The 25,980-nt window shown below is 41.6% G+C and carries 23 protein-coding genes and 1 pseudogene; 11 read left to right on the top strand and 13 right to left on the bottom strand.

Annotated elements, in window-relative coordinates:
* The first annotated feature begins 157 nt into the window (after positions 1-157).
* Complete coding sequence (locus tag MHH65_RS01630) at positions 158-1,198, top strand: acyltransferase family protein (RefSeq protein WP_024424359.1); 1,041 nt, start codon at positions 158-160, stop codon at positions 1,196-1,198.
* 20 nt (positions 1,199-1,218) lie between these two features.
* Here MHH65_RS01630 and MHH65_RS01625 read toward each other — a convergent pair whose 3' ends face one another.
* A complete protein-coding gene (locus MHH65_RS01625) occupies positions 1,219-1,998 on the bottom strand; it encodes a glucose 1-dehydrogenase (RefSeq protein ID WP_342497885.1) in 780 nt (259 codons plus the stop codon).
* 119 nt (positions 1,999-2,117) lie between these two features.
* A complete protein-coding gene (locus tag MHH65_RS01620; protein WP_024424361.1) occupies positions 2,118-2,546 on the bottom strand; it encodes a cell wall hydrolase in 429 nt (142 codons plus the stop codon).
* Between the two features lie 527 nt (positions 2,547-3,073).
* Here MHH65_RS01620 and MHH65_RS01615 point away from each other — a divergent pair.
* Positions 3,074-4,135, top strand: a complete 1,062-nt coding sequence (locus tag MHH65_RS01615; RefSeq protein WP_024424362.1) for a DUF4352 domain-containing protein — start codon at positions 3,074-3,076, stop codon at positions 4,133-4,135.
* 187 nt (positions 4,136-4,322) lie between these two features.
* Here MHH65_RS01615 and MHH65_RS01610 read toward each other — a convergent pair whose 3' ends face one another.
* The 3 genes from MHH65_RS01610 to MHH65_RS01600 form a co-directional block, all read right to left on the bottom strand.
* Positions 4,323-4,661 (bottom strand): hypothetical protein, encoded by a 339-nt coding sequence (locus MHH65_RS01610; protein ID WP_103132614.1) that lies wholly within the window; start codon positions 4,659-4,661, stop codon positions 4,323-4,325.
* A gap of 129 nt (positions 4,662-4,790) precedes the next feature.
* Entirely contained in the window at positions 4,791-5,966 is a 1,176-nt protein-coding gene (locus MHH65_RS01605; RefSeq protein WP_024424364.1) for an ABC transporter permease, read from the bottom strand.
* Entirely contained in the window at positions 5,966-6,706 is a 741-nt protein-coding gene (locus MHH65_RS01600; protein ID WP_024424365.1) for an ATP-binding cassette domain-containing protein, read from the bottom strand. The genes MHH65_RS01605 and MHH65_RS01600 overlap by 1 nt, the downstream gene beginning before the upstream one ends.
* A gap of 161 nt (positions 6,707-6,867) precedes the next feature.
* On the opposite strand from MHH65_RS01600, the gene MHH65_RS01595 reads away from it, so the two are divergent.
* A complete protein-coding gene (locus MHH65_RS01595; protein ID WP_224427075.1) occupies positions 6,868-7,569 on the top strand; it encodes a LytTR family DNA-binding domain-containing protein in 702 nt (233 codons plus the stop codon).
* 11 nt (positions 7,570-7,580) lie between these two features.
* Positions 7,581-8,546, top strand: a complete 966-nt coding sequence (locus MHH65_RS01590) for a GHKL domain-containing protein (RefSeq protein ID WP_268414294.1) — start codon at positions 7,581-7,583, stop codon at positions 8,544-8,546.
* Positions 8,547-8,580: 34 nt separating this feature from the next.
* On the opposite strand, the gene MHH65_RS01585 is transcribed toward MHH65_RS01590, so the two are convergent.
* The gene (locus MHH65_RS01585) at positions 8,581-9,510 is read right to left on the bottom strand and encodes an aldo/keto reductase (RefSeq protein WP_034283198.1); all 930 of its coding nucleotides are present in this window, start codon (positions 9,508-9,510) and stop codon (positions 8,581-8,583) included.
* Between the two features lie 159 nt (positions 9,511-9,669).
* On the opposite strand from MHH65_RS01585, the gene MHH65_RS01580 reads away from it, so the two are divergent.
* The 4 genes from MHH65_RS01580 (at position 9,670) to MHH65_RS01565 (ending at position 13,374) form a co-directional block, all read left to right on the top strand.
* On the top strand, positions 9,670-10,134 hold the full coding sequence (locus MHH65_RS01580; RefSeq protein WP_231293948.1) for a DUF1453 domain-containing protein: 465 nt from the start codon (positions 9,670-9,672) through the stop codon (positions 10,132-10,134).
* Positions 10,135-10,152: 18 nt separating this feature from the next.
* On the top strand, positions 10,153-11,367 hold the full coding sequence (locus tag MHH65_RS01575) for a sensor histidine kinase (protein ID WP_268414289.1): 1,215 nt from the start codon (positions 10,153-10,155) through the stop codon (positions 11,365-11,367).
* Complete coding sequence (locus MHH65_RS01570) at positions 11,364-12,020, top strand: response regulator transcription factor (protein WP_176967356.1); 657 nt, start codon at positions 11,364-11,366, stop codon at positions 12,018-12,020. The genes MHH65_RS01575 and MHH65_RS01570 overlap by 4 nt, the downstream gene beginning before the upstream one ends.
* Positions 12,021-12,333: 313 nt before the next feature.
* The gene (locus MHH65_RS01565; protein ID WP_056764972.1) at positions 12,334-13,374 is read left to right on the top strand and encodes a DUF4352 domain-containing protein; all 1,041 of its coding nucleotides are present in this window, start codon (positions 12,334-12,336) and stop codon (positions 13,372-13,374) included.
* A 46-nt stretch (positions 13,375-13,420) separates the two neighbouring features.
* Here MHH65_RS01565 and MHH65_RS01560 read toward each other — a convergent pair whose 3' ends face one another.
* From MHH65_RS01560 to MHH65_RS01550, 3 genes are all read right to left on the bottom strand, one after another.
* Entirely contained in the window at positions 13,421-14,506 is a 1,086-nt protein-coding gene (locus tag MHH65_RS01560) for an SEC-C metal-binding domain-containing protein (protein WP_034283189.1), read from the bottom strand.
* A 191-nt stretch (positions 14,507-14,697) separates the two neighbouring features.
* Positions 14,698-15,636 (bottom strand): response regulator, encoded by a 939-nt coding sequence (locus MHH65_RS01555; RefSeq protein WP_034283187.1) that lies wholly within the window; start codon positions 15,634-15,636, stop codon positions 14,698-14,700.
* A 4-nt stretch (positions 15,637-15,640) separates the two neighbouring features.
* Positions 15,641-16,927 carry a sensor histidine kinase gene (locus MHH65_RS01550; protein ID WP_098677388.1) on the bottom strand — a complete coding sequence of 429 codons (1,287 nt, stop codon included), beginning with the start codon at positions 16,925-16,927 and terminating at the stop codon, positions 15,641-15,643.
* A 496-nt stretch (positions 16,928-17,423) separates the two neighbouring features.
* Here MHH65_RS01550 and MHH65_RS01545 point away from each other — a divergent pair, with 496 nt between their 5' ends.
* From MHH65_RS01545 to MHH65_RS01535, 3 genes and pseudogenes are all read left to right on the top strand, one after another.
* Positions 17,424-18,404, top strand: a complete 981-nt coding sequence (locus MHH65_RS01545) for a glutaminase (protein ID WP_024427212.1) — start codon at positions 17,424-17,426, stop codon at positions 18,402-18,404.
* 33 nt (positions 18,405-18,437) lie between these two features.
* Positions 18,438-19,865 (top strand): alanine/glycine:cation symporter family protein, encoded by a 1,428-nt coding sequence (locus MHH65_RS01540; RefSeq protein ID WP_070326641.1) that lies wholly within the window; start codon positions 18,438-18,440, stop codon positions 19,863-19,865.
* A gap of 118 nt (positions 19,866-19,983) precedes the next feature.
* A pseudogene (locus MHH65_RS01535) lies at positions 19,984-21,141 on the top strand (IS3 family transposase).
* Positions 21,142-21,201: 60 nt separating this feature from the next.
* Here the strand turns inward: MHH65_RS01535 and MHH65_RS01530 are convergent.
* The 4 genes from MHH65_RS01530 to MHH65_RS01515 all read right to left on the bottom strand — a co-directional run bounded on the left by MHH65_RS01530 (position 21,202) and on the right by MHH65_RS01515 (position 25,795).
* Positions 21,202-22,062 carry an alpha/beta hydrolase gene (locus MHH65_RS01530; RefSeq protein WP_024427419.1) on the bottom strand — a complete coding sequence of 287 codons (861 nt, stop codon included), beginning with the start codon at positions 22,060-22,062 and terminating at the stop codon, positions 21,202-21,204.
* 309 nt (positions 22,063-22,371) lie between these two features.
* Positions 22,372-22,737: a VOC family protein gene (locus MHH65_RS01525; RefSeq protein WP_098677769.1), complete on the bottom strand. Its 366-nt coding sequence runs from the start codon at positions 22,735-22,737 to the stop codon at positions 22,372-22,374.
* 100 nt (positions 22,738-22,837) lie between these two features.
* On the bottom strand, positions 22,838-24,220 hold the full coding sequence (locus MHH65_RS01520) for an amino acid permease (protein WP_335351052.1): 1,383 nt from the start codon (positions 24,218-24,220) through the stop codon (positions 22,838-22,840).
* A 66-nt stretch (positions 24,221-24,286) separates the two neighbouring features.
* Positions 24,287-25,795, bottom strand: coding sequence for an AMP-binding protein (locus MHH65_RS01515; protein ID WP_335351053.1), 1,509 nt, complete (start codon positions 25,793-25,795; stop codon positions 24,287-24,289).
* Between the last annotated feature and the right edge of the window lie 185 nt (positions 25,796-25,980).

Raw genomic sequence — 25,980 nt, 5'->3', positions numbered from 1 at the left:
CATCAAGATGTCAAAATTCTTCCGTCTGTCATCTGATCGCAAATGTGTCTTCTAATCGTTAGCGAACTGTAAACGCATAAGAGGTGTACCTTTTATATAGTAGAGGTACATATTCAATGAACGGTTTACAACGCTGAGAAAGAAGGAGATGACAGACATGAAAAAGAGACTCGATTGGGTTGATGCAGCTAAAGGAATTGGCATTCTGCTCGTGGTCATGGCGCATGTGCCCATTCCAGATTCGCTCAAGCAATTCATTTACTCTTTTCATATGCCGCTTTTCTTTTTACTATCAGGCATGATGTTTCGATCATCCTCATCCCCTGCTTTGTCATTTATTCAGAAAAAAGCCAAAAGCTTACTCTTGCCCTATCTCTATTTCTCCATCATTACGTATGTATTTTGGTTCTCCGTTACCCGTTTTTTCGCATTCAAGGGACAAACGGATATTGATCCTTTCGTTCCGTTTACAGGTATTTTCATATCCAATGCAGATGAAGCAAGACTCACACATAACCCAGCGATTTGGTTTTTAACGACGCTCTTTTTAGTGGAAATTTTATTTTTCTTTATGCATCGTCTTTCTAAAGGAAAACCCGCTGCCGTGATCTTGCTGACTGTTCTTTGCGGAGGTGCTGGATATGCCTCTACCTTGCTTTTAGATCAAAGTCTTCCTTGGAACGCCAATGTCGCCTTGACAGCTGTTGTGTTTTATTCGATTGGATTTTTAGCAAAGCAATGGTTTGTGGAATTAAAAACAGATCCAACCCTTCTTTTATGTACAGGTCTGCTTGTGCTAACGGCTTACATGCAAAGCTTTAATTCACGGATCGATATGCGCGTCAACGACTACGGTGATCTCTTTATTTTCTACGCATGTGCTCTGCTCGGTTCAGCTGCCGTGATTTATTTAAGCTTTAAATTGAAAACATCCCCTATTTTGACGTATCTAGGACGTAATTCTATTGTCATTCTTGTCTTGCAGTTTGCCGGTATCGATATCATGAAAGCATTTGTTTTTTATGGACTCGGTATCAATATTGCTGATACAGCACAGCTCTCTTGGACACTTTTTTATACGATTGGCACATTGCTGCTCATGGTGCCATGTATCTCCTTCCTGAGCAAATACCCGATGCTGCTCGGCAAACCAGCCAAAGCCGCTCAACGCTACGAACAAAAAACATCCGCCGGATGAACAGGCGGATGTTTTTTGGATTAATCATTGATTTGAGAAGGATAAAGTGTCATTCCACCATCTACAAATAAGGTGGTGCCTGTGATATACGCCGCTTCCTTAGAAACGAGGAATGCAGCAGCGGCCCCAATCTCCTTCGGTTCACCAAAGGTTCTCATCGGAATTTTCTCAAGCTGCTTTTGTTTTTTCAATTCATCCTGTAAATCATCATTCGATTCGGTTGCCATGGTACCCGGCGCAATCGCGTTGATTCGAATACCTGCTTCGGCATAATCAAGAGCCAGCGTCTTCGTCATCATATTCATTCCGCCCTTTGAAGTGGAATAATGAACATTAAACGGGCGCGGAATTTCCTGATGGACACTGGAAATATTTAAAATCGATCCTTTGATGTCATGCTCCATCATATAGGCGAGCGCAGCCTTTGCGCCTAAAAATGCACCTGTTATGTTGACATCGATGACGTTTTGCCATTGCTCCAGCGTCATCTCATGCGGCAGCGCTTCTTCGCCGTTGAAGCCTGAATTATTGACGAATACATCTACTGTACCGAAATGCTCCAGTGCTGTATCCATGATGGCTTGGATGCCTTCCTCTTTGGAGACATCTGCGTGTACTTTCACCGCCCCACCTCCGTGCTTCTGAATGGCTTGTACGGTCTCTTTAGCTCCATCTTCATCGCCTTTATAGTTCACAACCACATTCATTTCCTCTTGTCCAAACCGCAATGCGATCGCTTGTCCAATTCCTTTTGAAGAGCCTGTGACAATGGCTGTTTTCCCTTTTAAATCTTGATACATCTTCATTTCCTCCATTCACGTGCTTCATCTTGCTGATACACAATGGTTACCCATTTTGGAAAAAACAAAAACACAACCCTCTGCATTTGTACTCGAAGAGGGTTGTGCGTTTCATCAAGCTAAAAGGTGTTATAAACATTTTCACACGTTTCGGCAGTTGGCTGATAAAAGCAATGTGACTTATACCTTGCCACAAACGGCTGATTGTACCAAGTCGCCGGACAATCGCCAGGCGGTTTAAAATACCAAAGGCTGAATTTTGCCGGCCAAAAACGTTCTCCGTTAATATTTCTCCGCGCAAGTGTTTTTTCCGTTTCTCGTGCTCGCTGATAGAAGTAACCATGCGTGACCGCTTCGAATGCATGCTCCTGATAAATCATTTGTGGAATCGTACGCAGCCCTTTAAAGTCAGAGCAGTTGGCACGCAAACGATTGATGCCCACGTTTCCTACGAGCAGCATCCCTCGCCTCCCTTCACCTTCTGCCTCCGCTCTCAGCAGTCTGGCCATTAAATCAATATCAGAGCTTGTCGCTCTTACCACTGCCATACATCCACCTCCAGTTCGTTTCTCTTTTATTTTATGTAGCGTTTCTGTGTAGATGACTGCCATTTTGACATGAAAAAGCACGTTCAGTGTCGACAGCCTGTCTAAATTTGCTGGACATGTGTCTCGCTGCCAACAACACTCAAACCAAGTGACCATATACATAACAGGAAGAAATATTCATTACTATATACTCATTTACAAGTCATAAAAATCCTTCTAATTGCGACATCATCTTCAAAAACAGTCATTTGAACCTATTCAATAATCCGACTCAAAACCTTAAAATATAAAATGTTGAGTTTCTACAGGAGATATCAAATAATAAATTACAAGTTTCTCCTCTCAACTTAGTGTCATTTTTACTACTTGAAGCCAATCAACCTCGGAAACGCACTGAGGTATTGACAGTACTTTCGCTTCATTCTACAGTAAAAAACATACAGTATTTTTCTTTTTGTGCAAAAAGAATGATATGAACCACAGCTTTTCAATGAAATTCACCATAAACCCGAGGAGGAAAACACGCCATGTTTAAAAAGAAATTATCCCTGTTTCTTCTGATCTTGTGTGTAACTGTTGTCGCTGCTGCTTGTAGTGGTGGAAAAGACAAAACAGCTGCGAAAGAAAACGATACCAAAAAATCTCTTGATGCAGCAGAGGTAAAGGTAGAAAGTGCTGAGTACACATTACCACCTCAATACGATACATCTGTACAGGATGATCAGTATGTACTAAAAGTGAATGTATCTGTAAAAAATATCAGCAAAGAGCCTCTCAATGTTGATAAAAGCAACTTCACGCTTTACCAAGATGACGCACAGGTATCTACAATCTCTCCAGATGACTATAACGAAGTATTATCTTCAAGCTCTTTAAATGCAGACAAAGTGACAAAAGGCGGTCTTTTCTTTGTTGTTGACAAAGACAAGGACTACCAGCTTGTTTACACAGAGCCAGGAAGCGGATCGAAAAAAGATGACAAAACACTAGAATTCGATATTAAAGGAAAAGACTTAATGAAAAAAGCAGATACACTACAAGCATCTGCAAAAGCTCTTTCTTCTTATATTGATGTGATGATTTTTGGTAAGAAAAACGATGATTTCGAAAAACTAACAGGTGATAACAAATCAACTGTTGTGAACGAATTTGATAAATCATTCAAACAAGGTTACATCACTTCTTCAGGTATTTCTTCTAGCTCAGCGAAGGATGAAAACCTTGATAAGCTACTGAAAGCTGTGAAAGAAACATTAGCTGAAAAATCAAAAGTTTCAACAAAAACAAAATCCATCAGTGGTGATAAAGCTGTCGTGACTGTGACTCTGACACCAATCGATGCAAGTCCGCTTGTCGATCGTTTGAAAGAGAAAGCGACTGAGTTCTACAGCAAAAACCGTTCAGCTTCTTATGATGAAGCGCAAAAATACTTACTATCAATTTACCCAGATGAGTTTAAAAAATTAGGACCATCATCTTCTGAAGAAACAGTAGAAGTCAACATGAAGAAAAATGATATCGACCAATGGAAACTTGATTTGAACGACTACAAAACAAGCTCATTAGTTGAGAAATTCATCAAGAACTAAAGGAAAACCCCCGATTCCGGGGGTTTTTTGTTAATTTATTTCGGTTGTTTCCTATATTTGATTCCGAAATACAGAGAAGAAAGCAAGAAAATCGACAACCACACCCACTGAATATCCACCATAAATATAGTAATGGCTGCTACTATTAATATAGTGAGGTCCAGCTTTTTTTCATAACGAGAATATTTCATGAAGAAGAATTCCCCTTTTCAGCTTCATATTCTTTCATGATCTCGATTGGATCAACCGCATCTTCCTCTTGTGCGTATTCCTCTACATAAGGAGTTGTTAATTTTTCAAACCTTTGCTCATCGTCTACTAAAGCAATATAGACATCATATCCCTCATAATCAGAAGGGAATAACGTTGCAGTAGAACTACCGGTTTCTAAAGCCTTGTCTATTGCATTTTTTAATTCTAATAAACCTACCCTGTTTCCCAAAATAAAGGCTTCAAAATGATGTGTTTGCTGAGCATATATATTACATAGTCCTAACACATCATCGTCATCTGTTTGATAAGACATATCCGAACTCCTTTCTTTGGTAAAATTAGGATAATTATATCATTTCCTCTTCCATCATGCTATCGCGAGCCTCTTTTATATGAATCTCTGAATATAAAAAAACTTGCAGAATATATCTGCAAGTTTTCTTTATTTCGCAAGCATCCATTTCTCTTTCATAAACAAGCTTCTGACGATGACAAACAGGATGACGACTGCCAAGGCTGAGGAGCCGAGTGTCAGGGCGATGGACATTGGATCGATGATACCAAACATCAATTGCTTACACAGCGCATGAATATTGAGAAATGGGATGGCAAAGTAATACGTATCTAGCTGCGTTGCACCTGCTCTCATGGTAAAGAACATTGGGAGCACACCTAGTGTAATGATCATGGACATGTACGATTGCGCTTCTTTGACTGAACCCGACATCACACTGAGCAGCAATTCAATCATGGATACCATGAAGGAGAAGATGATAAGCGCCGCAAACATAACGCCGATAATGCTCCACATTTGATCACCAAAGTTCAGAGCTTGCTTCAGCTTTTCTGTAAAGAGCAAAGTAGATAGAAGCAACATGCCGATCGCCACAATCCCACTTAAAATACCGAACATAGAGACAGCGAGCCATTTTCCGATGAGAATCTGGAGTCTGCTGGCCGGCGTCAGAAACAACGCTTCAATGGATTTTCGGTCTTTTTCACCTGCTACAATATCAAGCGCTGCCGGCAAAGCACCTGAGATCACGGAGGTCACCAAAATCATTGGAAGGAGAATCGACAACAGCATAGCGGTCACTCCGTTTTCCCCTTCATCACCTTCTTCTACATCAACGGACTGCACTTCAAACGGATGAATAACGGACGTATCGATTTGATCCGCTGCTAAGCGCTTCTCGACCACCTGGTTTTGATACTGCTCCAGCAATGATTGCAGCATTTGAACGGTGATCACTGAATCATCATCTGTCGTATATCCATGAATTTTAATGGCGAATGGCTTTTGATGCTTGAGCATATCGCCTGCCTCTTTCGGCATTTCCAGGTAAGCATTTGCCTCCCCATCCTTGACGGCTTGCTGCGGATCATCAAATGTTTCAAGGTTTAGGTTTTTGACCTCTTTGATCATTTGGTTCATTTCGGCTGGAAGCTGTTCATTGATGGCGACTGTATAGGCTTTATCCCCTGGATCTGCAATCATGCTTTCATAAAAGAACACCAGTCCAAGCATGGTCAAAAGAGGAATCAGTACGGTTAAGAGCAACGTTTTTCGATCCCTTAGCGCATCTGTCATTTCTTTCAAAAAGACGGTTTTCCACATTATGAAATCCCCCTAGCTAGCTTCGACATAAAGATATAGTTCAAGTCTTCACTTTGTTCCTGTGTATATAATTCTGGAAGTGTGCCTTTATACACAAGCTCTCCTTGATGAATCATCATCACACTGTCACAAAGCTGGCTGACTTCTTCCATGATGTGGCTTGAAAAGAGGATCGTTTTATTTTGCTGCTTGAGCTGATGGATAAAATCTCTGAAAATATTACTCGACGTGATATCTAAGCCTGTTGTCGGCTCATCAAATAAAATAATGTCAGGATCATGAATTAACGTTCTAGCAATCGCCACCTTTTGTTTCATTCCTCTTGAGAATCCTTTCACCTTGCGATCCATGTATTGTCTCATCCCAAAACGCTTTGCCAAATCCTCTATTCTTGCTTTGATTTCATGCTGATCTAAACCATATAATTTGCCAAAGTATTCAAGGTTTTCTCTTGCCGTCAAACGATCGTAAAGCCCCGTCTCTCCGCCAAACAAGACACCAATCCGCTTTTTCACTTCTGTTGCTTCTTTCACTGTATCAAAGCCTGCGACAGTGACTGTTCCGTGTGTAGGCTCTAATAATGTGGCTACGGCGCGCAATAATGTTGTTTTTCCTGCACCATTTTCTCCTAGAATGCCAACGACTTCCCCTTCCTTCACGGAGAACGTCATGTGTTTCATCGCTTTTACGACTTTTTTCTTATCTTTAAACCAGCAGCTGCAATCGCTGAGAGTAATCATGTGGTTCGCCCCTTTCAACTTTCTAAGTCTATGATAGAAAAAATAACGCTTGCCTGATATAAAAATGTCGCGAAACGTCCTTTTTCTGTCTTGAAATGATCTATTTCAAAAAAACAAATGGTAAAATAGACAAATAATAAGAATGGTCATAGGTGATTTTTATGATAAAAGTAGGTCTCGTCGACGATTACCGAGTAGATTTAGAAAAGCTGCACGCCATTGTAGGCAGGATGGAGGCTGTGGACATCATCTTTGTCACGCAGTCAGCAGAGGATGCATATGAGAAGGTCAAAAAAGGAGACATTGATCTGTTGTTCGCTGACATTGAAATGCCTGGAATGTCCGGCTATGAATTAGCGGACCTCATTCACTCTCACGCACTGAATGTCGATGTGGTCTTTGTGACAGGAAACAGTGGATATGCGGTCCATGCGTTTGATTTGAATGTACATGATTATATTATGAAGCCCTACCAAGCTGATCGAATTGCCAAATGCTTAGAGCGTTATCTGTCCACCAAACAGGAGAAGAGCATTCATGGACGGCTTCTCATTAAGCAGCAGTCAGATATTCATGTGCTCCAGAAAAAGGATGTTATTTTTGTTGAGCGAACAGGCCGGTCAACAACTATCGTAACAACGACAGGAGATATCCAGACCTATCAGACATTAAACGAGTTAAAGGGCGATCTGGCTGAAAAGGATTTTATCCGCTCCCACCGATCGTTTATTATCAATATTCATTACATTAAGAATTTCTCGGCGTATGCTAAAAATTCGTATATCGTGTCTTTTGAAGGGACAGATAAAAAAGCCATGATGACCAAGCAGCAATTAGAATTCTTTAAGAAATACTATTTTTAAGGAGAACGAACGTGAACGCTTTCTATCTTGGATTTCGCATTTATGCTCTCATATGGTTAGGTCTTGCGTTTCATGCAGCTGCTGAAGCCTTTCTGCCGCTTTCACCCATTGTGTTGTGGCTTTTTACCTTTTGCGCGGTGTGTGTTTATACATTTTTCATGTACAAAAGATTTTTGCCTCATACGAGCGGTGATGTGATATTTGGCGCTTTTATACTCATTACCTGCACAGGCCTTTTGCTGTTTCTAATGCAACCGAATGAGCTGAGCGGTCTTTTGGCGCTCATCATCATGGTGACAGTCGATATCCTCTCATTGAAGGTGATGCAGACAGAGAAACAGTTAAATGGACAGCTTCAAGAGCTCATAAACGCAGAATCAAGAACCAACGAATTACTTCTTGAGCTGCGCAGTAAACATCATGAAACAGCTAGACATTTAAATGCCTTTTCCGCATCGAACGACGAGCATGAAATCAAAGATTTGATTCAGCAATACGTCAAACATTTCCCATGGATTAAAGGAGAAAATGCATATTTAGCCTCAACCCTACATCCCTTTTTGGAGCGGGCTGAGAAAGAGGACATTGCACTTTCACTAGACCTTCAAGCACCCTTTTCATCGCTTCCTTTTTCAAAGGCGGATCAGGTTAGTTTTACTGGCAACCTGCTTGATAATGCTCTAGATGCGGCAATTGAAGCGAAGCAAGCCGGAAAAGAGGGAAGCATTTCGGTCACGACCTCTATTCGGAGCGGACTATTTTTAATCCATTGTGAAAACAGCACAAAAGGTATGGAAAAACACGTGCTAGATCATTTATTCAAAACTTTTGGCCGTTCGACAAAAGGCGGCGATCATCAAGGCATGGGGACGTATATCATTCAACAGCTTGTTGAAAAGGCAGACGGTACACTTGATTTCACTTACCGTTCTCCAAATTTGCGGCTCGTCATCAAAATCCCTCTCACCATGTCATAAAAAAAGGTGCATAGCTATGCACCTTTTTTTAGTGTTAAGAGAAGATCTTATCGATTTGATTGATTTCCTCTTCTGTTAATTGAACATCGTTTGTTTTTAGGTTTTGCAGCACTTGGTCTGCTCGTTTTGCCCCTGGAATAATAGCATCAATGCCATCCTGCGCTAAGAGCCAAGCGAGTGCGACGTGTGCTGTTTCTGCATTCTTTGATTGAGCAATGGCTTTTAGCTTGTCTACTTTTTCGAGATTTGAAAGGAATGCATCGCCTTGGAAAAGCGGGTCCTTTGCTCGAATATCATCAAATGTCGCATCTTTTGTAAATTTCCCAGTCAACAAGCCTGATGCCAATGGGAAATAAGGAATAAATGAAATACCATGCTCGACGCAGTATGGAAGAAGATCCTGCTCTGCCTGACGTTTCAGCAGAGAATACTCCGATTGAAGCACGTCTAAGTAGCCATCTCGGTTAAAGGCTTGAAGCTGTTCAAAATCAAGGTTTGATGCACCGATTGCCCTGATTTTTCCTTCATCCTTCAATTCCTTTAATGTGCCTGCTACTTCTTCGAGCGGCGTGCGTCCATCCGGGAAATGCATATAGTACAAGTCAATATAATCAGTTTGCAGCCGTTTCAGGCTATTTTCGACCTGCCCTCTTAAGAAATCTCGGCTGTTATCAAGTTCAATTTGGCCGTTTACTTCCTTATGAGCCCCTTTTGTCGCAAGGACAAGCTTTTCTCTGCCGCCTCTTTTGGCAATGATCTCACCGATTAATTCCTCTGAACGGCCCAGCCCATAAATAAAAGCAGAATCTAGGAAATTGACACCTTGATCAAGAGCCGTCTCCACAAGCTCCCGTCCAGCATCCTCACTTAGATTCGGGAATAAATTATGCCCGCCTACTGCATTCGTACCAAGCCCTATCGGATTTACCTGCAAATCAGTTCGTCCAAGCGTTACCTTTTTCAAAAGCTCATCTCCCTTATCTACATAATCATCCTTATTTTCCCACGAATCATTTCCAACATTCAAGTATACCGCTCTCTAAAAATCAACCTGCAGGTGGACGCTGCGAAAATAGAAGATGCGTATGATGAAGATAGACTAAAACGAAAAGGAGATCTTCTCATGACCATTCAAATTGTCATCATTATGATTATTCTGCTTTTAAGAACAGGCAAGGAAAAAGAAATCCGCCCCATCAGGCTTCTCATAGGACCACTCATTTTATTAGGCACACTCTCTTATTCCTTTACCCAGCATATTGAAATTACGGCGATGAGCCTGCTTGCAATGATTGTCTTTGCACTCACAGGTTTTGCAATCGGGCTATGGAGAGGTAAACTATACAAAGTAACATATGATCAACAGTCGGGGCGTATCACCGCCGCCAGCTCACTCTATGGAACACTTTTTTTCATTGGAATCATCCTTATCCGGATGACAGTAGGTTCAATTGTACAGGATGGCGGTCATTCCCTGATTATTTTCGCAAATGGCCTGACATTCCTTCCAATCGGCAGTATGATCGGATTACGTTTTATTCTTTTAAAAAAATATATGAACATCAAGGCATCTGCTGCTATTAACTGACAGACAGGAGTTTTTGATATGAACCTTCAGCAGCCACTCAAGCTTTTAGGTCAAATAAGGCGAAAATTTGTATTAGGCCTTGTATTGATCTATATGTATATTCAAATGTATGAGCCCCTTTCAATAGGCGAATTGGTGTTTCGAACCTTCGTCTATTTGGTGTTTCTCCTTTGTCTTTTTCCAAAAAGCAAGCTGTCACCTAAGAAGCAATTTTCTATGCTCTTCTTAATGTGGATTCTGACACATCTCTTGTGGCTGGTGACAGGTCAGATTCAAGACAGTATTGGACTGACCTTTTTTATGATTGGCTTTATCGCTTTTCGTTTTTCAGAGGCGCATCACCCCTATCTATTTGCTATCATCTTTTTCACTAGTGGGCTCAGCTATTATGTAAACGATTTTTCTTGGAATATGGTGATCACTCTCCCGCTATTCCAGCTGCTTGTGTATACACTTGTTTTGATTTCTAGAATGCGGCGGCGTGAACAGGAATTAAAGGAAGAACACTTCGGAGAATTGCAATTGGTTCACAAGGAATTATCAGAAGCCCATGAACAATTGAAAAAGGCGCATATGGAGCTTGAAGAAGCGACCGTTCAATCTCTCCAATTTGCAGTGCTGGAGGAGCGAAGCAGAATTGCACGTGACCTGCATGACAGCATCGGACACCAATTAACCTCGATGATTGTCCAGCTGCAGTCTTTGCCCTACCGTTTAAAGCAGGAAGAACCAGAGCAGATGGAGCAGACGTTTCAGGAGCTGATCCATATTTCTAAAAATTGTCTCACCGAGGTTCGTTCTGTGGTTCATCATATGGCGTCAGATGATGCAGGTCTCGGACTTGCCGGACTTCGCAGCCTCATCAAGCAAGGAGAGATATCGGGTGAGCTTGACATTCACTTTCATACAGAGCAGCTTACGTATAAAAAATGGCCGCTCTCCGTTTCTGAACTGCTTTACCGCATTTTACAAGAAGCCATCACCAATACAATTCGCCATGCCAAGGCCACCGCGATGACCATTACACTATCTAACGACCAGCATGAGCTGATGATGAACATTGAAGACGATGGATATTTGACCAGCGAAAAAGATCTTTCATTTGGCTTTGGGCTGTCAGGCATGAAGGCACGGTGTGACGCAGCAGGCGGTTCCCTCAAGACGTCCATACGCGAGCCGCACGGCTTCTGTATTCATATTCAAATTCCTATCAAGGAGGACTCCAAGGCATGACAAACCCTATTAAGATTGGCATTATTGATGATCAGCCGCTGATCCGCCAAGGATTTCGTTATATTGCAAGCGCTCAAGAGGATATTAACGTCATATGGGAGGCGTCAGACGGTCAGGAGGCGGTTACGCTTTGCTCGACCAACACTCCAGACGTACTGCTGATGGATGTACAAATGCCTGGAATGGATGGCATCACAGCAACAGAGCACATTTTAAAAAAGCATCCAGATGTAAAAGTTGTGATTCTCACGACCTTTGATACGGAAGAATACGTCTTTGACGGAATTCGTGCAGGGGCAGTCGGTTATTTGCTGAAGGATACAATGCCTGAGGAATTAATTGAGGCCATCCGCACCGCCTTTGCTGGTGAATCTGTCTTTCGAACGGCAGCCTCTGAGCACATGATGGCACGAGCTCTTCAGCAGGCAAATGATACACATCACACTCATCTGCTTCACGAATCATTCACAGAACGTGAACGCGATGTATTACAGCAAATGGCCTATGGCTTAAAGAATGAAGACATTGCTGATCAATTATTTATCAGCAAAAGTACGGTAAAAACGCATGTGCACCGTATTTTACAAAAGCTCAATGCACAAGACCGTACACAGGCTGTCGTCTTCGCCATCCGGCACCGCCTCGTGAAATAAAAACTACCTTCACTTCAAGATTTTTATACAAAAAACATTTAAAACCTAAAATAAATCTATAAATCAATACTTATTAACTAGTATATTGTGCTTATTTAATTCCTTATTTTATAGATGATTGTGTTAAAAATGATCAAAAATAGGGACTAAAACCTATTCCTCATCATGAATGAATTTCGATAGAATGAATAGTGCAAATCGTCATTAGGATATTTTCCCCTTTAACACCCGAATATACCATTCTATCTGTTTCTTTTTTCTTAGTCAGATAGCGGGAATGAAATGACGAAAGAAAAGCAAAGGAGCATCAACTGTGAATCTTAAAAAAATAAGTGCACTCCTCATGATTTCATTCGTGATGATCATCTCTGCAGCCTGCCAGAGCTCAGCCAAATCAACCGACGCTGATCAAAAGTCAACGAAAACAGCAGAGGTAAAAGTTAATAGCTACGAATATACGTTACCAGAAGACTCAACAACTACCCTGAGAGACAATGAATTGGTACTAAAAGTCAATCTGACGATCACAAATAAAGGTGACAAAGCCCTTTCATTATATAACTCTGACTTCTCCCTTTATCAGGACGATGCCAAAGTATCTGATTTAAAATTCTACGGCAGCAAAGACCGTCTTGACCTTGGTTCATTGAACAAAGGCAAGTCACTTTCAGGAGCACTTTATTTCCTAGTAGACAAAGGGAAAAAATATCAGTTTGTCTATCAGGACAGCATCAAGAAAAACAGTGATTCCATCCAAATCGACCTAGATGGAAACAAAATACTCGATTCAGCAAAAAAGCTGGATAACCCAGCAAAAGCGTTATCCGCTTATACCGATATTATTGTTTTTGATAAAAAGAACGATGAATTCGCAGATTTAACGGGTGACAACCAATCGGATGTCGTCAATAAATACCATGAGATGTTTGTAAAAGACTTCAAAAGAAGTGCAGGAATATACGGAAATGAAGTGAGTGACCGAGATATTCTGTCGATGTACAAACGCATTCAAAACACCATGAAGGATAAAGCCAAAGTAGAAACAAGTGTGAAAACCATCTCTGATGACGAAGCAAAAGTTGTCGCTCAAGTAACAGGCATTGATGCTTCTAACTTAAAAGACAAGCTAGACAAGCAAAGAGACGAGTTTTACAACGGAAAAATCCGTTCAAAAGAAGAATTGTATAAAAAAAGCTTAAACATGTACGCATCTGAATTCGAAAAACTTCCTCCCGTTTCCAGCCCAGCTGAATATGAAGTGAAAATGAAACGTAATGGGGATGGTCAATGGAAAATTGACCTCAACGATTATAATACAGAGCAGTACATGAGTGGTTTTATTAAAACGAGATAATCTAAAAAAAGACGCTGGCCTCTGAAGATGCCGCGTCTTTTTTATATTATACTGTCGCCTCTTGCTCTTCTTTCACCGCTTTTTCGATATCTTTAAAACGGCTCGATACAGTCGACGCACTAATACCATACTTCTTCGCTACTTGTGCTTGAGATAGCGGGGCATCGCTTGCAAGTGAATGAATGTAGTATTCGATTCCGGCAGCAAATGACGCTGCTTTACGGATCACAGGTGATTTCTGATCACAGTAGGCTTTCCAAACCGTTAAAGCACCATCTGTCAGGCTTTGGTCACCGTGCTCCTTCATTCCGTCTTCAATCAGCTTAGCTGTTTCCAGCTGGACGTCACTTGCCCAGTCCATACGATCTGCTGATAGACCTGCATCGCCTTCTGTTTGAGCAGGTGTCTCTGATTCTTCTACTTCTTGTTTCGCAAACATACACTTCAGCACATCAGGGAATGATTCTCTCATAAATGTGCTGCGCGCTCCTCCATTTGCTTCATATGCGTCAACAAGCTGGCGGACCTGAAGAAGAAGAGTATCTGTAAACTCTTTCGCAAACATCGTATATTGAATGAAAAACTCTGCCTTTTCTTCAAATTGAACAGGAAAACCGAGCACGAGACTTCCTTTTTCAGGCAGTACCGTTTGATCAGGTTTTACATCTACTTCAACCTTCTCCGCTGTTATCATATTCTCAAAGTAAAGAGACTCGTCCGTTTTTTCATTTAATAAAAGCAATGATGGCTCCATGTCTGTCCAAGACTGGACCACTTGTCTTGTTTTCGGACGGGTAATATCCTCTGCCTTCTTCGTCAGGAATTCTTGGAAAATGGTCTCTTTTTGATCAGTTAATGGACGGAAGAAGATGCCCCATACACTCAAATGGAAAACTGAGATTTGTTGCGTTTCTTTATCCATATCTGCAAGGAAAGAAAACTCATTAATGAATTGATTGATCGCTCTTTGATGCTTAGAAAAAGCATAATTCATTAAATCCTTTTGAACTTGTACAGCTTCCTTAAACACAAGCTCAGACGTTTGTTCTCCGCCTGATTTTTGACCACAGCAATGTTTATATTTTTTTCCGCTTCCGCAAGGGCAGAGCGCATTTCGTTTAATTTTTCCCAAAATAAAACCTCCGACATTCTAGTCTAACCTCACTATTTTAACAAACGATTGCACAGGAGGGTTTTATTTTCAAGAAAAAAGAAAAATCAGAATGATCAGTTAAATTATAAAAACACCTGCAGATCACGATAGATCATAGGATAGACAGACTTCCTCTGTTTATTTTCTCCAATCATACCAACAGATTTTCCTCAGCTCATTCCTTCGAATAACTGCTTTGCCTCAAAATAAAAGATTTGTACGAATTTCTTTGTATTGACTCTGCCCGTCGATCCTGCGGGAGAAGATGTCTTCTGCATTTCTTTCATTCTTTGGCTGACATCGGTAAAATCGAAAAACTTCGACGCGTAGTGCTCAAACTTAGGATTTGAGAAATCTGTTAATCCTAGTGAGGCAAAATGATTCAAGGAATGATGAATAGCTCGTCTAATCCGCTGCTCCGCCGCTTTCACTTCCCGCATCACCTCTACATCGGTTGCATCATGAGCCAGTTTTCTTTCTGCTGTTTTGATAAACAGCTGCTTTAGCGGCGGGAAATTGACCTCATGAGAATTGGCTGACTGTGTTTCATGTAAGTAGATGAGTATCTCCAGTAAATCCTTAGAGCCGCTCTCGCCGACAATTCCCAGCTCAGATAAGAGGAATTCCCCAGCTTCTTTCATCGTCCTTCTCTTCGCCTCAGCGCCCGCACCTTGAGAAATCACAGGCTCTAATGGCAGCACGTGGCGAAGAGAGGCTTGTATATCGTAAATCGATTTTTCCAGCTTGATACGCTCCATGACTTTTCGAATCACACTGACGATTTCAATGCGATTGACAGGCTTATGGATATAATATTCAATCCCTAGTTCATAGGCTTCTGCCATCATCTCTTTCGCCTCTACTTGGGAAATCATAATGACCTTGCCTTTGAATTCAGGGTGGATATGGCGGATGGTTTGAATGCCATCTCTAGCAGGCATTAAAAGATCAATCAAAAGGATGTCTACTTTCTTGAGGTTCAGTGAATGTGCCTCTAATCCAACTCCGTCACCCGCTTCATCTACGACCTCTCCCAAATCCTCATCCTCTATGATTTGACCTAAAATCGAGCGTATTGCACGATCATCATCTGCAATGAAGAATCGCATACACTCACCCTCTCTGTATTAAATTTTGTATAGGAAGGACAAGCAGAAATGCTGTACCTTTTGTTTCTTTTGGTTCGATTTGAATATGACCGCCAAGCTCTTGTACCAGCTCTCTCACATAGGATAAGCCAATCCCAGTAGACGGTGTTCCAAATGCATCAAATTTGGAGGTATACCCTGGATCAAACACAATCTCTCTCATTTTTTTAGGAATCCCTGGTCCATCATCTTCAATCCGAATCTCTATTTTATCATGACTTCCTTTCAATTCGAGTGAGATCATCCCGGCATCTTTTATTGCTTCGACTGCATTGGCCATTAAATTATTAATCAGCGATAAGAAAATAAACACATGATAATCATGCAGATGAATGCCCTTTATATCAGATGTAAAGGAGATGTTTTTCCCAAGAGATAGAGCATACTTCTCTTGAATGCGGATCACAATTTGAACGAGCTCTTCCGCCTTCATATAGTCTTGCATATTTTCCTTCGAAATCAGCTTCGAAAGCCCAGCATAAATACGCTGATTATCCTTTTTCACTTCATGAATTTCTCCTGCAAGCTTTAACAGCTCCTGACTCAATTTTTTCCCTGCTTCGTGTTCATGCAGCAGACGGTAAAGCCGGTATGATTCCTGTGTAATATGCTCTGTATGTTTTAACGTTTTCTTTAAATGCACCGTTTCTTCGTATAAATTCGAAATGACCATCATCATATGCTCATTTTGTTTCATGATCTGCTTTTCTCTTGATTGCGCCTCATACAGCTTCATCATATTAAAAAAACTGATCACCACAAAGCTGTGAGCAAACGCAATGAGGAACATATCGCTCAGCTTTGATAAGGTCATCGTTGTATCAAACACTAAAAATTGTACAAACAGCTCGACAAAATCAGCAACTAATTCGATCATCAAACCGATGATCCCAATGAAAATAGAGCGCTGTTTAAAGCGTCCCGTACGGACGGCAAAAAACAGGAAAGCATAAGTGAAATAGAAAAAGAAGCTTGGGAATTGCTGATAAAATGAAGAAGCTAGATCAGCATTCTGCTGAATCAAATCTAAGCCTACCCGAAAAAGCACAATAGCTGCGCCTGTTAAAAATCCCGGCAATAGCGGTCTAGATTTTCTTAAGAGTAATAAGCAAAAGAAAAACGCAGGTGCGCCAAAGCTGATGCGAAACGTCTCATTCACAGGATAAAACTTCAGCTCTCCTGCAAGCGGCACAATGACCATCATAAAAATTAAAATGAATGCGTCCTTTTTGACAAGCTGATTTAAACTCAAATGACTGACATCCCTTCCCCTGTTTGCATAGCCACAGTATACAAGGAGTCTCTTTTCTCCACAATGTACAAAAAAATAATTTTCACTTCTCCTTTTATCCTCAAAACCCTTTTTTATGACTATTCTCCGGGGCAGCAAGGTGACCTTTCAGCTATTCAGTGTTTTGAGCATTGACGACAATAATCGACAGACTGATTTTTATTTGTAAGTTTTTCTGTAGATTTACGTCAGATTGTGTAGTTTCCAAGATAAATTGAATGAACAATTTTAGTGAAACTATATGTAAGCGTTTTCTGAATTTTCACTAAAAACCCTTTTTGTTTTTCCGCCGACAATGCCTTCATTTGTACATATATTTAGGTGTAAAGGAGTGGTGCAAGCAGCGCATGACAAGTTCTTTGAAGATGTGTAACATGTTTTCGTGCCTATTTGATCGCATTTTTTGTCATCCGTCAATTCAATAGGGTACTTTTTGATTTTTGATTGGAGGAATCGTATGAAAACAGCAATTTCTAAAAATACACAACACGCATGCCAGTCTTCTGTTGATCAATGGGCAGAAGAAATACGTCCGTATTACACAAACGGGCAGAATGCTGGCTACATTCCAGCACTTGGAAAAGTGAATTCCTCTCAACTTGGTATCAGCGTGATAGGCCCAGATGGATCATCTGTACGATATGGTGATTGGGACGTTCCCTTTACCCTACAAAGTATCTCAAAAGTCATCAGCTTTATAGCTGCCTGTTTAGGAAGAGGCGTACCTTACGTCTTGGATCGGGTAGATGTAGAGCCAACTGGTGATGCATTTAATTCCATCTACCGTCTTGAGATGCACAAACCAGGGAAGCCCTTTAATCCAATGATTAATGCTGGAGCTATTACCGTATCCTCCATCCTTCCCGGAAAGACTTCTACAGAAAAGCTAGCATATATTTTCGATTTAATCGAAAACTTAATAGGTAAGCGTCCTTCTGTTAATGAAGAGGTTTATCAATCAGAATGGGCAACTGCACACCGAAATCGGGCACTTGCTTATTATTTAAAAGAAACCAATTATTTAGAATCGGATGTCGAGGACACGTTAGAAGTGTATTTAAAGCAATGTTCCATCGAGGTCACAACAGAGGACATCGCCTTGATTGGACTGATTATATCAAGTGATGGCTACCATCCCTTTAAACAAGTCCAAGTCATCCCAAAGGATATCGCCAGACTAACAAAGGCATTGATGCTGACATGCGGCATGTATAATGCGTCTGGGAATTTTGCTGCTTTCGTAGGCGTTCCAGCCAAAAGTGGCGTGTCTGGAGGCATTATGGCTTGCGTTCCGCCAAGCGCAAGAAGAGAGTTCCCGTTTCAGACAGGCTGTGGAATTGGCATTTACGGTCCCGCCATTGACGATTGCGGAAATAGTATTACCGGTGTCATGATGCTGAAAAAGCTCGCCAAAGAGTGGGATCTCAGTATTTTTTAAAAAGAACAGTGATGAATTCGAAGAGGTGATGTTATGAACGAAAAAGCTTTGCTATCTTATTTAACACATACAAATGATTTTATTTGGACTTATATTGTGATTGCTCTGTTACTTGGTGTTGGGGTGTACTTCACATATAGAACACGCTTCCTGCAAGTAAGAATGATCAAAGAAATGTTGCGTGTCCTGAAGGAAGGAAGAAAAGAAAAAGAGGGAATATCACCGTTCCAAGCATTTGCCATCAGTATGGCAGCACGTGTAGGGACAGGGAATATCACAGGGATTGCTATCGCTATTGCCATTGGCGGCCCTGGCGCAATTTTTTGGATGTGGATCGTAGCCATTATTGGATCTGCCTCAAGTTTCGTTGAAAGTACACTAGCTCAAGTATATAAAGTAAAAGACAAAACAGGCTTCCGCGGTGGACCTGCTTATTACATGGAAAAAGGGTTAAACAAGCGCTGGATGGGGATTTTATTTGCGATCCTGATTACGATTTCTTTTGGAATCGTCTTTAATGCGGTTCAATCAAATACGATCACTGTCGCTTTTAAAAACTCCTTTGGTTTAGACCGTTTAACCGTCGGTATTGTGATGGCTGTCATTTTTGCAGCGATCATTTTCAAAGGAATCCAAGCGATCGCAAAGGCTTCTGAATACATTGTCGTTGTGCTTGCGGTTGCTTATATCGGAATTGCGTTCTTTGTCATTGTCACAAATATCACGGAACTTCCTGGTGTCATCAGCACGATTGTGAAACACGCCTTCGGTTTTGAACAGTTCGCTGGCGGTACGCTAGGCGGTGCCTTATTACAAGGAATTAAACGCGGTCTTTTCTCGAATGAAGCCGGTATGGGTAGTGCACCTAACGCAGCAGCAACAGCTGTCACCAGCCACCCTGTTAAACAAGGATTAATCCAAGCATTCGGCGTGTTAACAGATACGTTAATTATTTGTACAAGCACTGCCTTCCTTGTTCTGTTTTCTGATGCGTATAAAACAACAAACCTGCAAGGAATTGAATTAACGCAGGCTTCTCTTAGTCAGCACATTGGACCATGGGCCTCTGGCTTCCTTGCCATCATGATTTTCCTATTCGCGTTTAGTACATTGATCGGTAACTATTACTATGGGGAAACGAACATTGAATTCCTTGGAGCGAACAAAATTTGGCTTAACATCTATCGAATTGCCGTTATTGGAATGGTTCTGTTCGGTGCGGTTGCCACTGTTCCTCTCGTTTGGGGTCTAGCCGATCTCTTCATGGGACTCATGGTCATCGTCAACCTCATCGCCATTACCATGCTGTCTAAGGTCGCCTTCGCAGCACTGAAGGACTACACGAGACAGAAAAAAGAAGGCAAAGATCCTGTTTTCTATAAAAATGCCGTTCCAAACAATGAGAAAATTGAATGCTGGGACGACGAACCTGCTACATTGAAAAAGAATCAAATCGGATAAATCAAAAAAGCTCTGGTCAACTGGGGACTGACCCCATAAGATGAGACAAATAAAAAACACCTTCAAGTTTGAAAACGGATCGTTGTAATCCGAAATAAAACATGGAGGTGTTTTTTCTATGGGGACAAGAGTGAGTTATCCGGTTGAAGTCAAACAGAAGGCTGTAGAAATGAGATTGGCAGGCGTATCAATGAAAGAGATTTTGCGGGAATTGAATATCAAAAATAAAACGCAGGTTCAGACATGGGTGAGGTGGCATAAGGCTGGGGATACACACCGGTTCGAACAGCCTGTTGGAAAACAATATACCCATAGAAAGGGTCCCGAGTACTCTTCCGAATTAGAGAGACTGCAGGCAGAAAATCGCTATCTGAGTCAACAGAATGAAGTTTTAAAAAAGTACAACGAATTGGAAAGGAAGTTGATAAGGAAACGTCAATCAAACTGGTAGAAGAATTGTGCAAAACAATGACAGTACAGGACATCTGTGTCCATTTAGGCGTCTCACGCGCTTCGTACTATAGATGGAAAAAAGATCTGACTCAGAATCATTCTAAAAAACAACTAGAGGAACAAATCGGCACGTTGTGCCGAGAGCACAAGTATCGATATGGATATCGAAAAATCACAGCCATACTAAAAATGAGGATGCATATTAACCATAAAACTGTTCAACGTATCATGCAGAAAAACCAGTGGCAGTGCCGGGTTAAAATGAAAAAGCGTAAGAAGAATGGGCAGCCCTATGCCGTGGCCGGTAATATACTGGATCGGAACTTTCAATCTGATCGCCCTCTTGAAAAACTAGTAACGGACATCACGTATTTGCCTTATGGACAGAAACAATTGTACCTTTCCAGTATATTGGATTTATATAATGGAGAAGTAATTGCGTTTACGATTGGTGATAAGCAGGACACAGACTTTATTTTAAACACACTTGATCAGCTCCCAGCACTGCCTGAAAACTGTGTGTTACATAGCGACCAAGGTTCTGTGTATACATCTTACGAGTATCAGAAAGCTGTTCATATAAAAGGCATTACCATGAGCATGTCCCGTAAAGGGACGCCCGCTGATAATGCCTCCATCGAATCGTTTCATTCCTCGCTAAAGTCTGAAACGTTCTATCTTAACAGCATTGATCGAACTACAACCAACATTGTAGAACGCACTGTCAAAGAATACATTTATTATTATAACAACATTCGTATTCAAACAAAACTAAACAACCAATCACCAATCACCGATCAACTATCGGCAATTGGCTGTATAAAGGTGTTTTGATCCCTGTCTCAAAAACGGGGGTCAGTCCCACTGATCAGAGCTTTTTTCTTTATGTCAAAAATTCAAGTATAAGTTTGTTGACGACCTCTGGTTTCTCATGATTGATCCAATGAGAGGCATCATCGACAAAGATCAGCTGGCCATTTGGACAGATCTTTATCGTTTCCTTCGCCAGCTTTCTGCTTAAAAATTTGTCCTCCATCCCCCAGATCATGCGAACAGGAACGAGAATTCGTTTGGAAATTGGCTTTTCAAAGCCGCCTTTTTTGATGGCTCGATACCAATTCAGCATTGAGGTCAAGGCGCCTGGCTGCGTCCAAGCGAGCTTGTAGCTTGAGACATCTTCCTTCGTGAACAAATGCGGTCTTGCCGTCAGCCCAATGGCTTCATCCAGCTTTTGAAAATGATTTTCTTGAAGTGCTGCCTCTGGAGCATTCGGAAGCTGAAAAAAAGCGATATAGGAGCTTTTCTTCCACTGCGGCGGATAAAAAGGAAGAACCTTCATCATCACCCGCGGATGCGGCATATTGACAATGATTAATTTCTCGACATATTGAGAACGGGTTGAAGCCAAATGCCAAGCAACAGCTCCGCCCCAGTCATGTCCGCCAACAATCGCCTTTTGGTTCGGGCTCAGCGTCTTGATCAAACCCACAATATCATCTCTCAGTTTATCTAATACGTAGGATTCGACTCCTTCTGGCTTGTCACTTAGATGGTAGCCTCTTTGATCAGGAACAACAACACGATAGCCTGCCTCAGCCAAGGGGATGATTTGATTTTTCCAGCCGTACCAAAACTCAGGAAACCCGTGGAGCAGCACAAGCAGCGGGCCATTTTCTGGTCCAGCCATTGCTGTATGAAGTGTTACACCATTTGTTTGGATTGATTGAAACTCAATTTGTTCCATTCCTTTGCCACCCTTCTCCTTGTCCTTTTATTCTTCCAACATAGCATATTTTCCATTTTTCAGAAAATAAAAACACTCACAAAAAAACCTTCACACTCGTGAAGGTACAGATTGTTGACAAAGGGCTAAAATGATCTTGATTTTAGCCCTTTGTCTTCTTTTCAGCGTGATAGAAAACCTTTGAAGTCTAGGAAGGACGAGCATCGGAGCGGAGCGAATTTGACATTCGTGAGCACCGGAGCGCAGACCTGACACCGAATGCGAGGGTTTGTCTACACGCTGAAACTTCACACTCGTGAAGGTCTTCGTCTATTTCATATAATTCAGAACCCAGATCAACCCATTTTTCCGGTCCTGTACTTGTCCGTGAAGTGCGCCAAAGAAGGTATCCTGTAATTCGACCAGTACATCTCCATCAGCTTCCAGCGCTTCATAGACAGCCTTTAGTTCTTCTTCATTGTCAAACTGCATGATCAATCTGAGATTCTCTGGCTTTGGCGTGCGTCCAAATGTATCTGAAAAATGAAGCAGTGATCCCCCAAGGTGCAATTCAGCATGCAGGACACGGTCTTGATGTTCATTTAAGATCTGAATATCCCCACCAAAAATCCCTTGATAATATTGAAGAGATTCTTTCACATCTTCTACAACAATATAAGGACTAACACTAATCATATCCCTCATCCTCCTCTTGTTCCGTTCATCATCTCTTTTATAGCTTATCCCAAATCGTATGAAAAAAGGCACAAATCGTCAACGGATTTGCACCTTTTTCTCATGAAGATTTCGCAAATTCACTATGTTTGTTTGAATACGCTGCATACATGACGACACCGATTAACAGCCAAACCCCAAAGTAAAGCCATGTCCGGCCTGGTAAGTTGAGCATAAGGAACAAGCAGCAGCCCATTGATATAATCGGCAAAACCGGCACAAAAGGAACCCTGAAGCCCCTCTCAAGCTGCTGATGTGTTTTTCTCAAAATAAGCACAGATAAACTGACCATGGCAAACGTTAATAACGCACCGATATTCGCTAAGTTGGACAGATCCTTCAAATCAATAAAGCCTGAAATAACAGCTGTCATTCCGCCAATCATCCATATGCTAGCAACAGGCGTATCGCTTTTGTTTGTTTTTGAAAACACTTTAGGCAAAAGTCCGTCTCGGCCCATCGCATAGGCAATTCGAGTTGCTGCATAATTATTGGCGAAAATCACAGCCATCAATCCAATGACCGCACCAACAGAAATAATACCAGCCACGCTATTTTGATGTACACTTTGCAGGACATAGGACATAGCCTCTGTGACATTCAGCTGTGTATAGTGCACCATGCCTGTCATGACCAAACAAACGACAATGTAAATGATCGTACAAATAAGTAATGAACCTATGATCCCAATTGGCAGGTTCCGCTGCGGATTTTTCACCTCTTCTGCTGAAGCAGAAATTGCATCAAACCCTAAAAAGGCAAAAAATACAGCCGCAGCACCGGCAATGACACCTTCTGCGCCAAACGGCATAAACGGCTGCCAATTGGATGGCTGTACATAAAAGCCGCCTACTACAATGAAAAGAACAATAATACCGAGTTTCACAAACACCATGATATTATTAAATTTTTTACTTTCCTTCGTTCCTCTAGATAAGATCCACGCAATCAGTAGAGCAATGATAATCGCCGGCAGATTCATATATCCGCCTTGCTCCGGCCCCGCTAAGAATTGATGCGGAATAGAAATTCCAAATCCCTCAAGCAAGCTGTTGAAATAACTCGACCAGCCACTGGCAACAGCTGAAGCAGTCAGCATATAAACAGACAATAAGGTCCAGCCCATCAAATGGCCTACAAGCTCGCCCATGGTCGTATATGAATAAATGTACGCACTGCCGAATACAGGAAGCGCTGAAGCCATTTCTGCATAACAAAGTGCTGCCAAGCTGCACACAATGGCTGCAATCGCAAAGGAGAAAATAACAGCGGGTCCTGCATCCTTAGCCGCTGTAATACCAGTTAACACCATAACCCCTGTGCCAATCACTGCCCCTATACCAAGAAGCGTGAGATCGAGCCCGCCCAGCGTTTTCTTTACCTTTTGCTGTCTGCTCTGTTCCAACAAATCGTGAACGTGTTTCTTACGAAGAATATGTCGCAAACCCTTTCCCTCCAAAACGTTAGAAAAACAAAAAATCATTCAAATTTCATTATAGCAGAATAGGTACTAAGCATTCACAACCAATTCACGTAAATCTTTCTTCATAATTTTACCAAGCTTGTTTTTTGGCAGATCACTGATGAAATGAATGGATGGCACTTTGTAATCTGCCAAACGTTCCTGACAATAGTTCACCACATCTTCTTCGCAGAAATCGGCGGATTCGTCTTTTACGATATATGCACTTGGCACTTCACCATATAATTCGTCCGGCACCCCGATGACAGCTGATTCAATCACACCTGGAATTTGTTCAATGACTTCTTCTACTTGATCAGGATAGATATTATCTCCACCGTATAAAATCACATCTTTGTATCTGCCTGTTATAAATAGAAACCCGTCTTCATCTAGATAGCCTGCATCTCCCATATAGAACCAGCCATCTTTGAGCACCTTCGCAGTAGCGTCAGGCTGATGATAATAGCCTAAGAAATAAAATGGGCTTCTCATGACGACTTCGCCAATTTCTCCAGCTGGCAGTGTTTCCTCAGTCTCAGGATGAACGATTTTCACTTCTACATCTGGATCCACTTTACCAGCAGAGCCCATTTTATCCTCGCCCATCGCAGGATGCCACGCACTGACAACCCATGCTTCCGTGCTTCCGTAGCCATGCATCATCTGAATGCCTGCTTCTTTGTAGTCCTTAATCAAACGGACCGGCACCTTCGTACCGCCAGAAATCGCAATTTCAAAGGATGAAAGGTCATACGAACCGCGCTTCATTTCTTCCAGCATGTACGTATAAGCTGATGGGAAAGCCATCATGAACGTTATTCTTTCTTTTTCGATCGTTTCTAAAATGCGCTTCGGCGTTGCATCATGTAAGAAAACAAGTGTATACCCTTCAATCGCAGCGGCGATCAGATGATTAATTGAACTCATATGATAGAGAGGATGACTCGCCAAGTACCGTTTCCCTTTCAAATCAAATCCTCGATTCCCGCGTCTTGTTAAAAATTGATAGATTCGTCCATGTCCGACCATACAGCCTTTTGGATTCCCCGTTGTCCCAGAGGTAAATAAGATCATCGCTAGATCCTCTTCTGATACCTCTTCCGCAAGATCACTGCCATCATTTGAAGCCAATATGTCTTCAAACAGCTGCGTTGTTTTCGCATTTACACCAGATTCCACCATGAGGCAGTTGTCTAAAGACACATTCACCGCAGCAATCACATCACGGAATTCTCGGTCAAAAAATAAAGCCTTTGGCTCTGCTTTTTTCAAAATACCTTCCAGCTCAAAAGAAGTAAGCTGCCAGCTAAGCGGAACTGCGACTGCACCTGCTTTAATGGCTGCCAGCATAATCGTTGAAAAGTGATGATGGTTTTGACAAATAAAGCAAACGCGGTCACCTTTTCGAATTCCTTTTTGATGTAAGTAATGAGCAAGCTGGTCGATGCGTTTTGCATATTCTTCAAATGTATAAGACACCCCTCCGCCAGTTACCGCTTCAATTTGTGAAGAGCGTTCCATTCTGTCGTTTAGTAATGCCTGTAAAGTATTCAATATCTTCATCTCCAAACGTTTGATTTCCAATAGCCAATTTCCAGCGAATTGGGTTGGCAGATTTTATCTCATTCACATTCTAAAATAAAAACAGCTGAAAGTAAAATCATTTCATTTTGGAATTGTTCTTTATATTAATTGATAATATAGGTAATTTTATAGCCGTCTTCCATTTTGGTTTAAAT

It is taken from the genome of Bacillus sp. FSL L8-0654 (genome assembly GCF_038629965.1).
Taxonomy (GTDB): Bacteria; Bacillota; Bacilli; order Bacillales; family Bacillaceae; genus Bacillus; species Bacillus safensis.
This window is presented reverse-complemented; position numbering and strand designations above follow the sequence as displayed.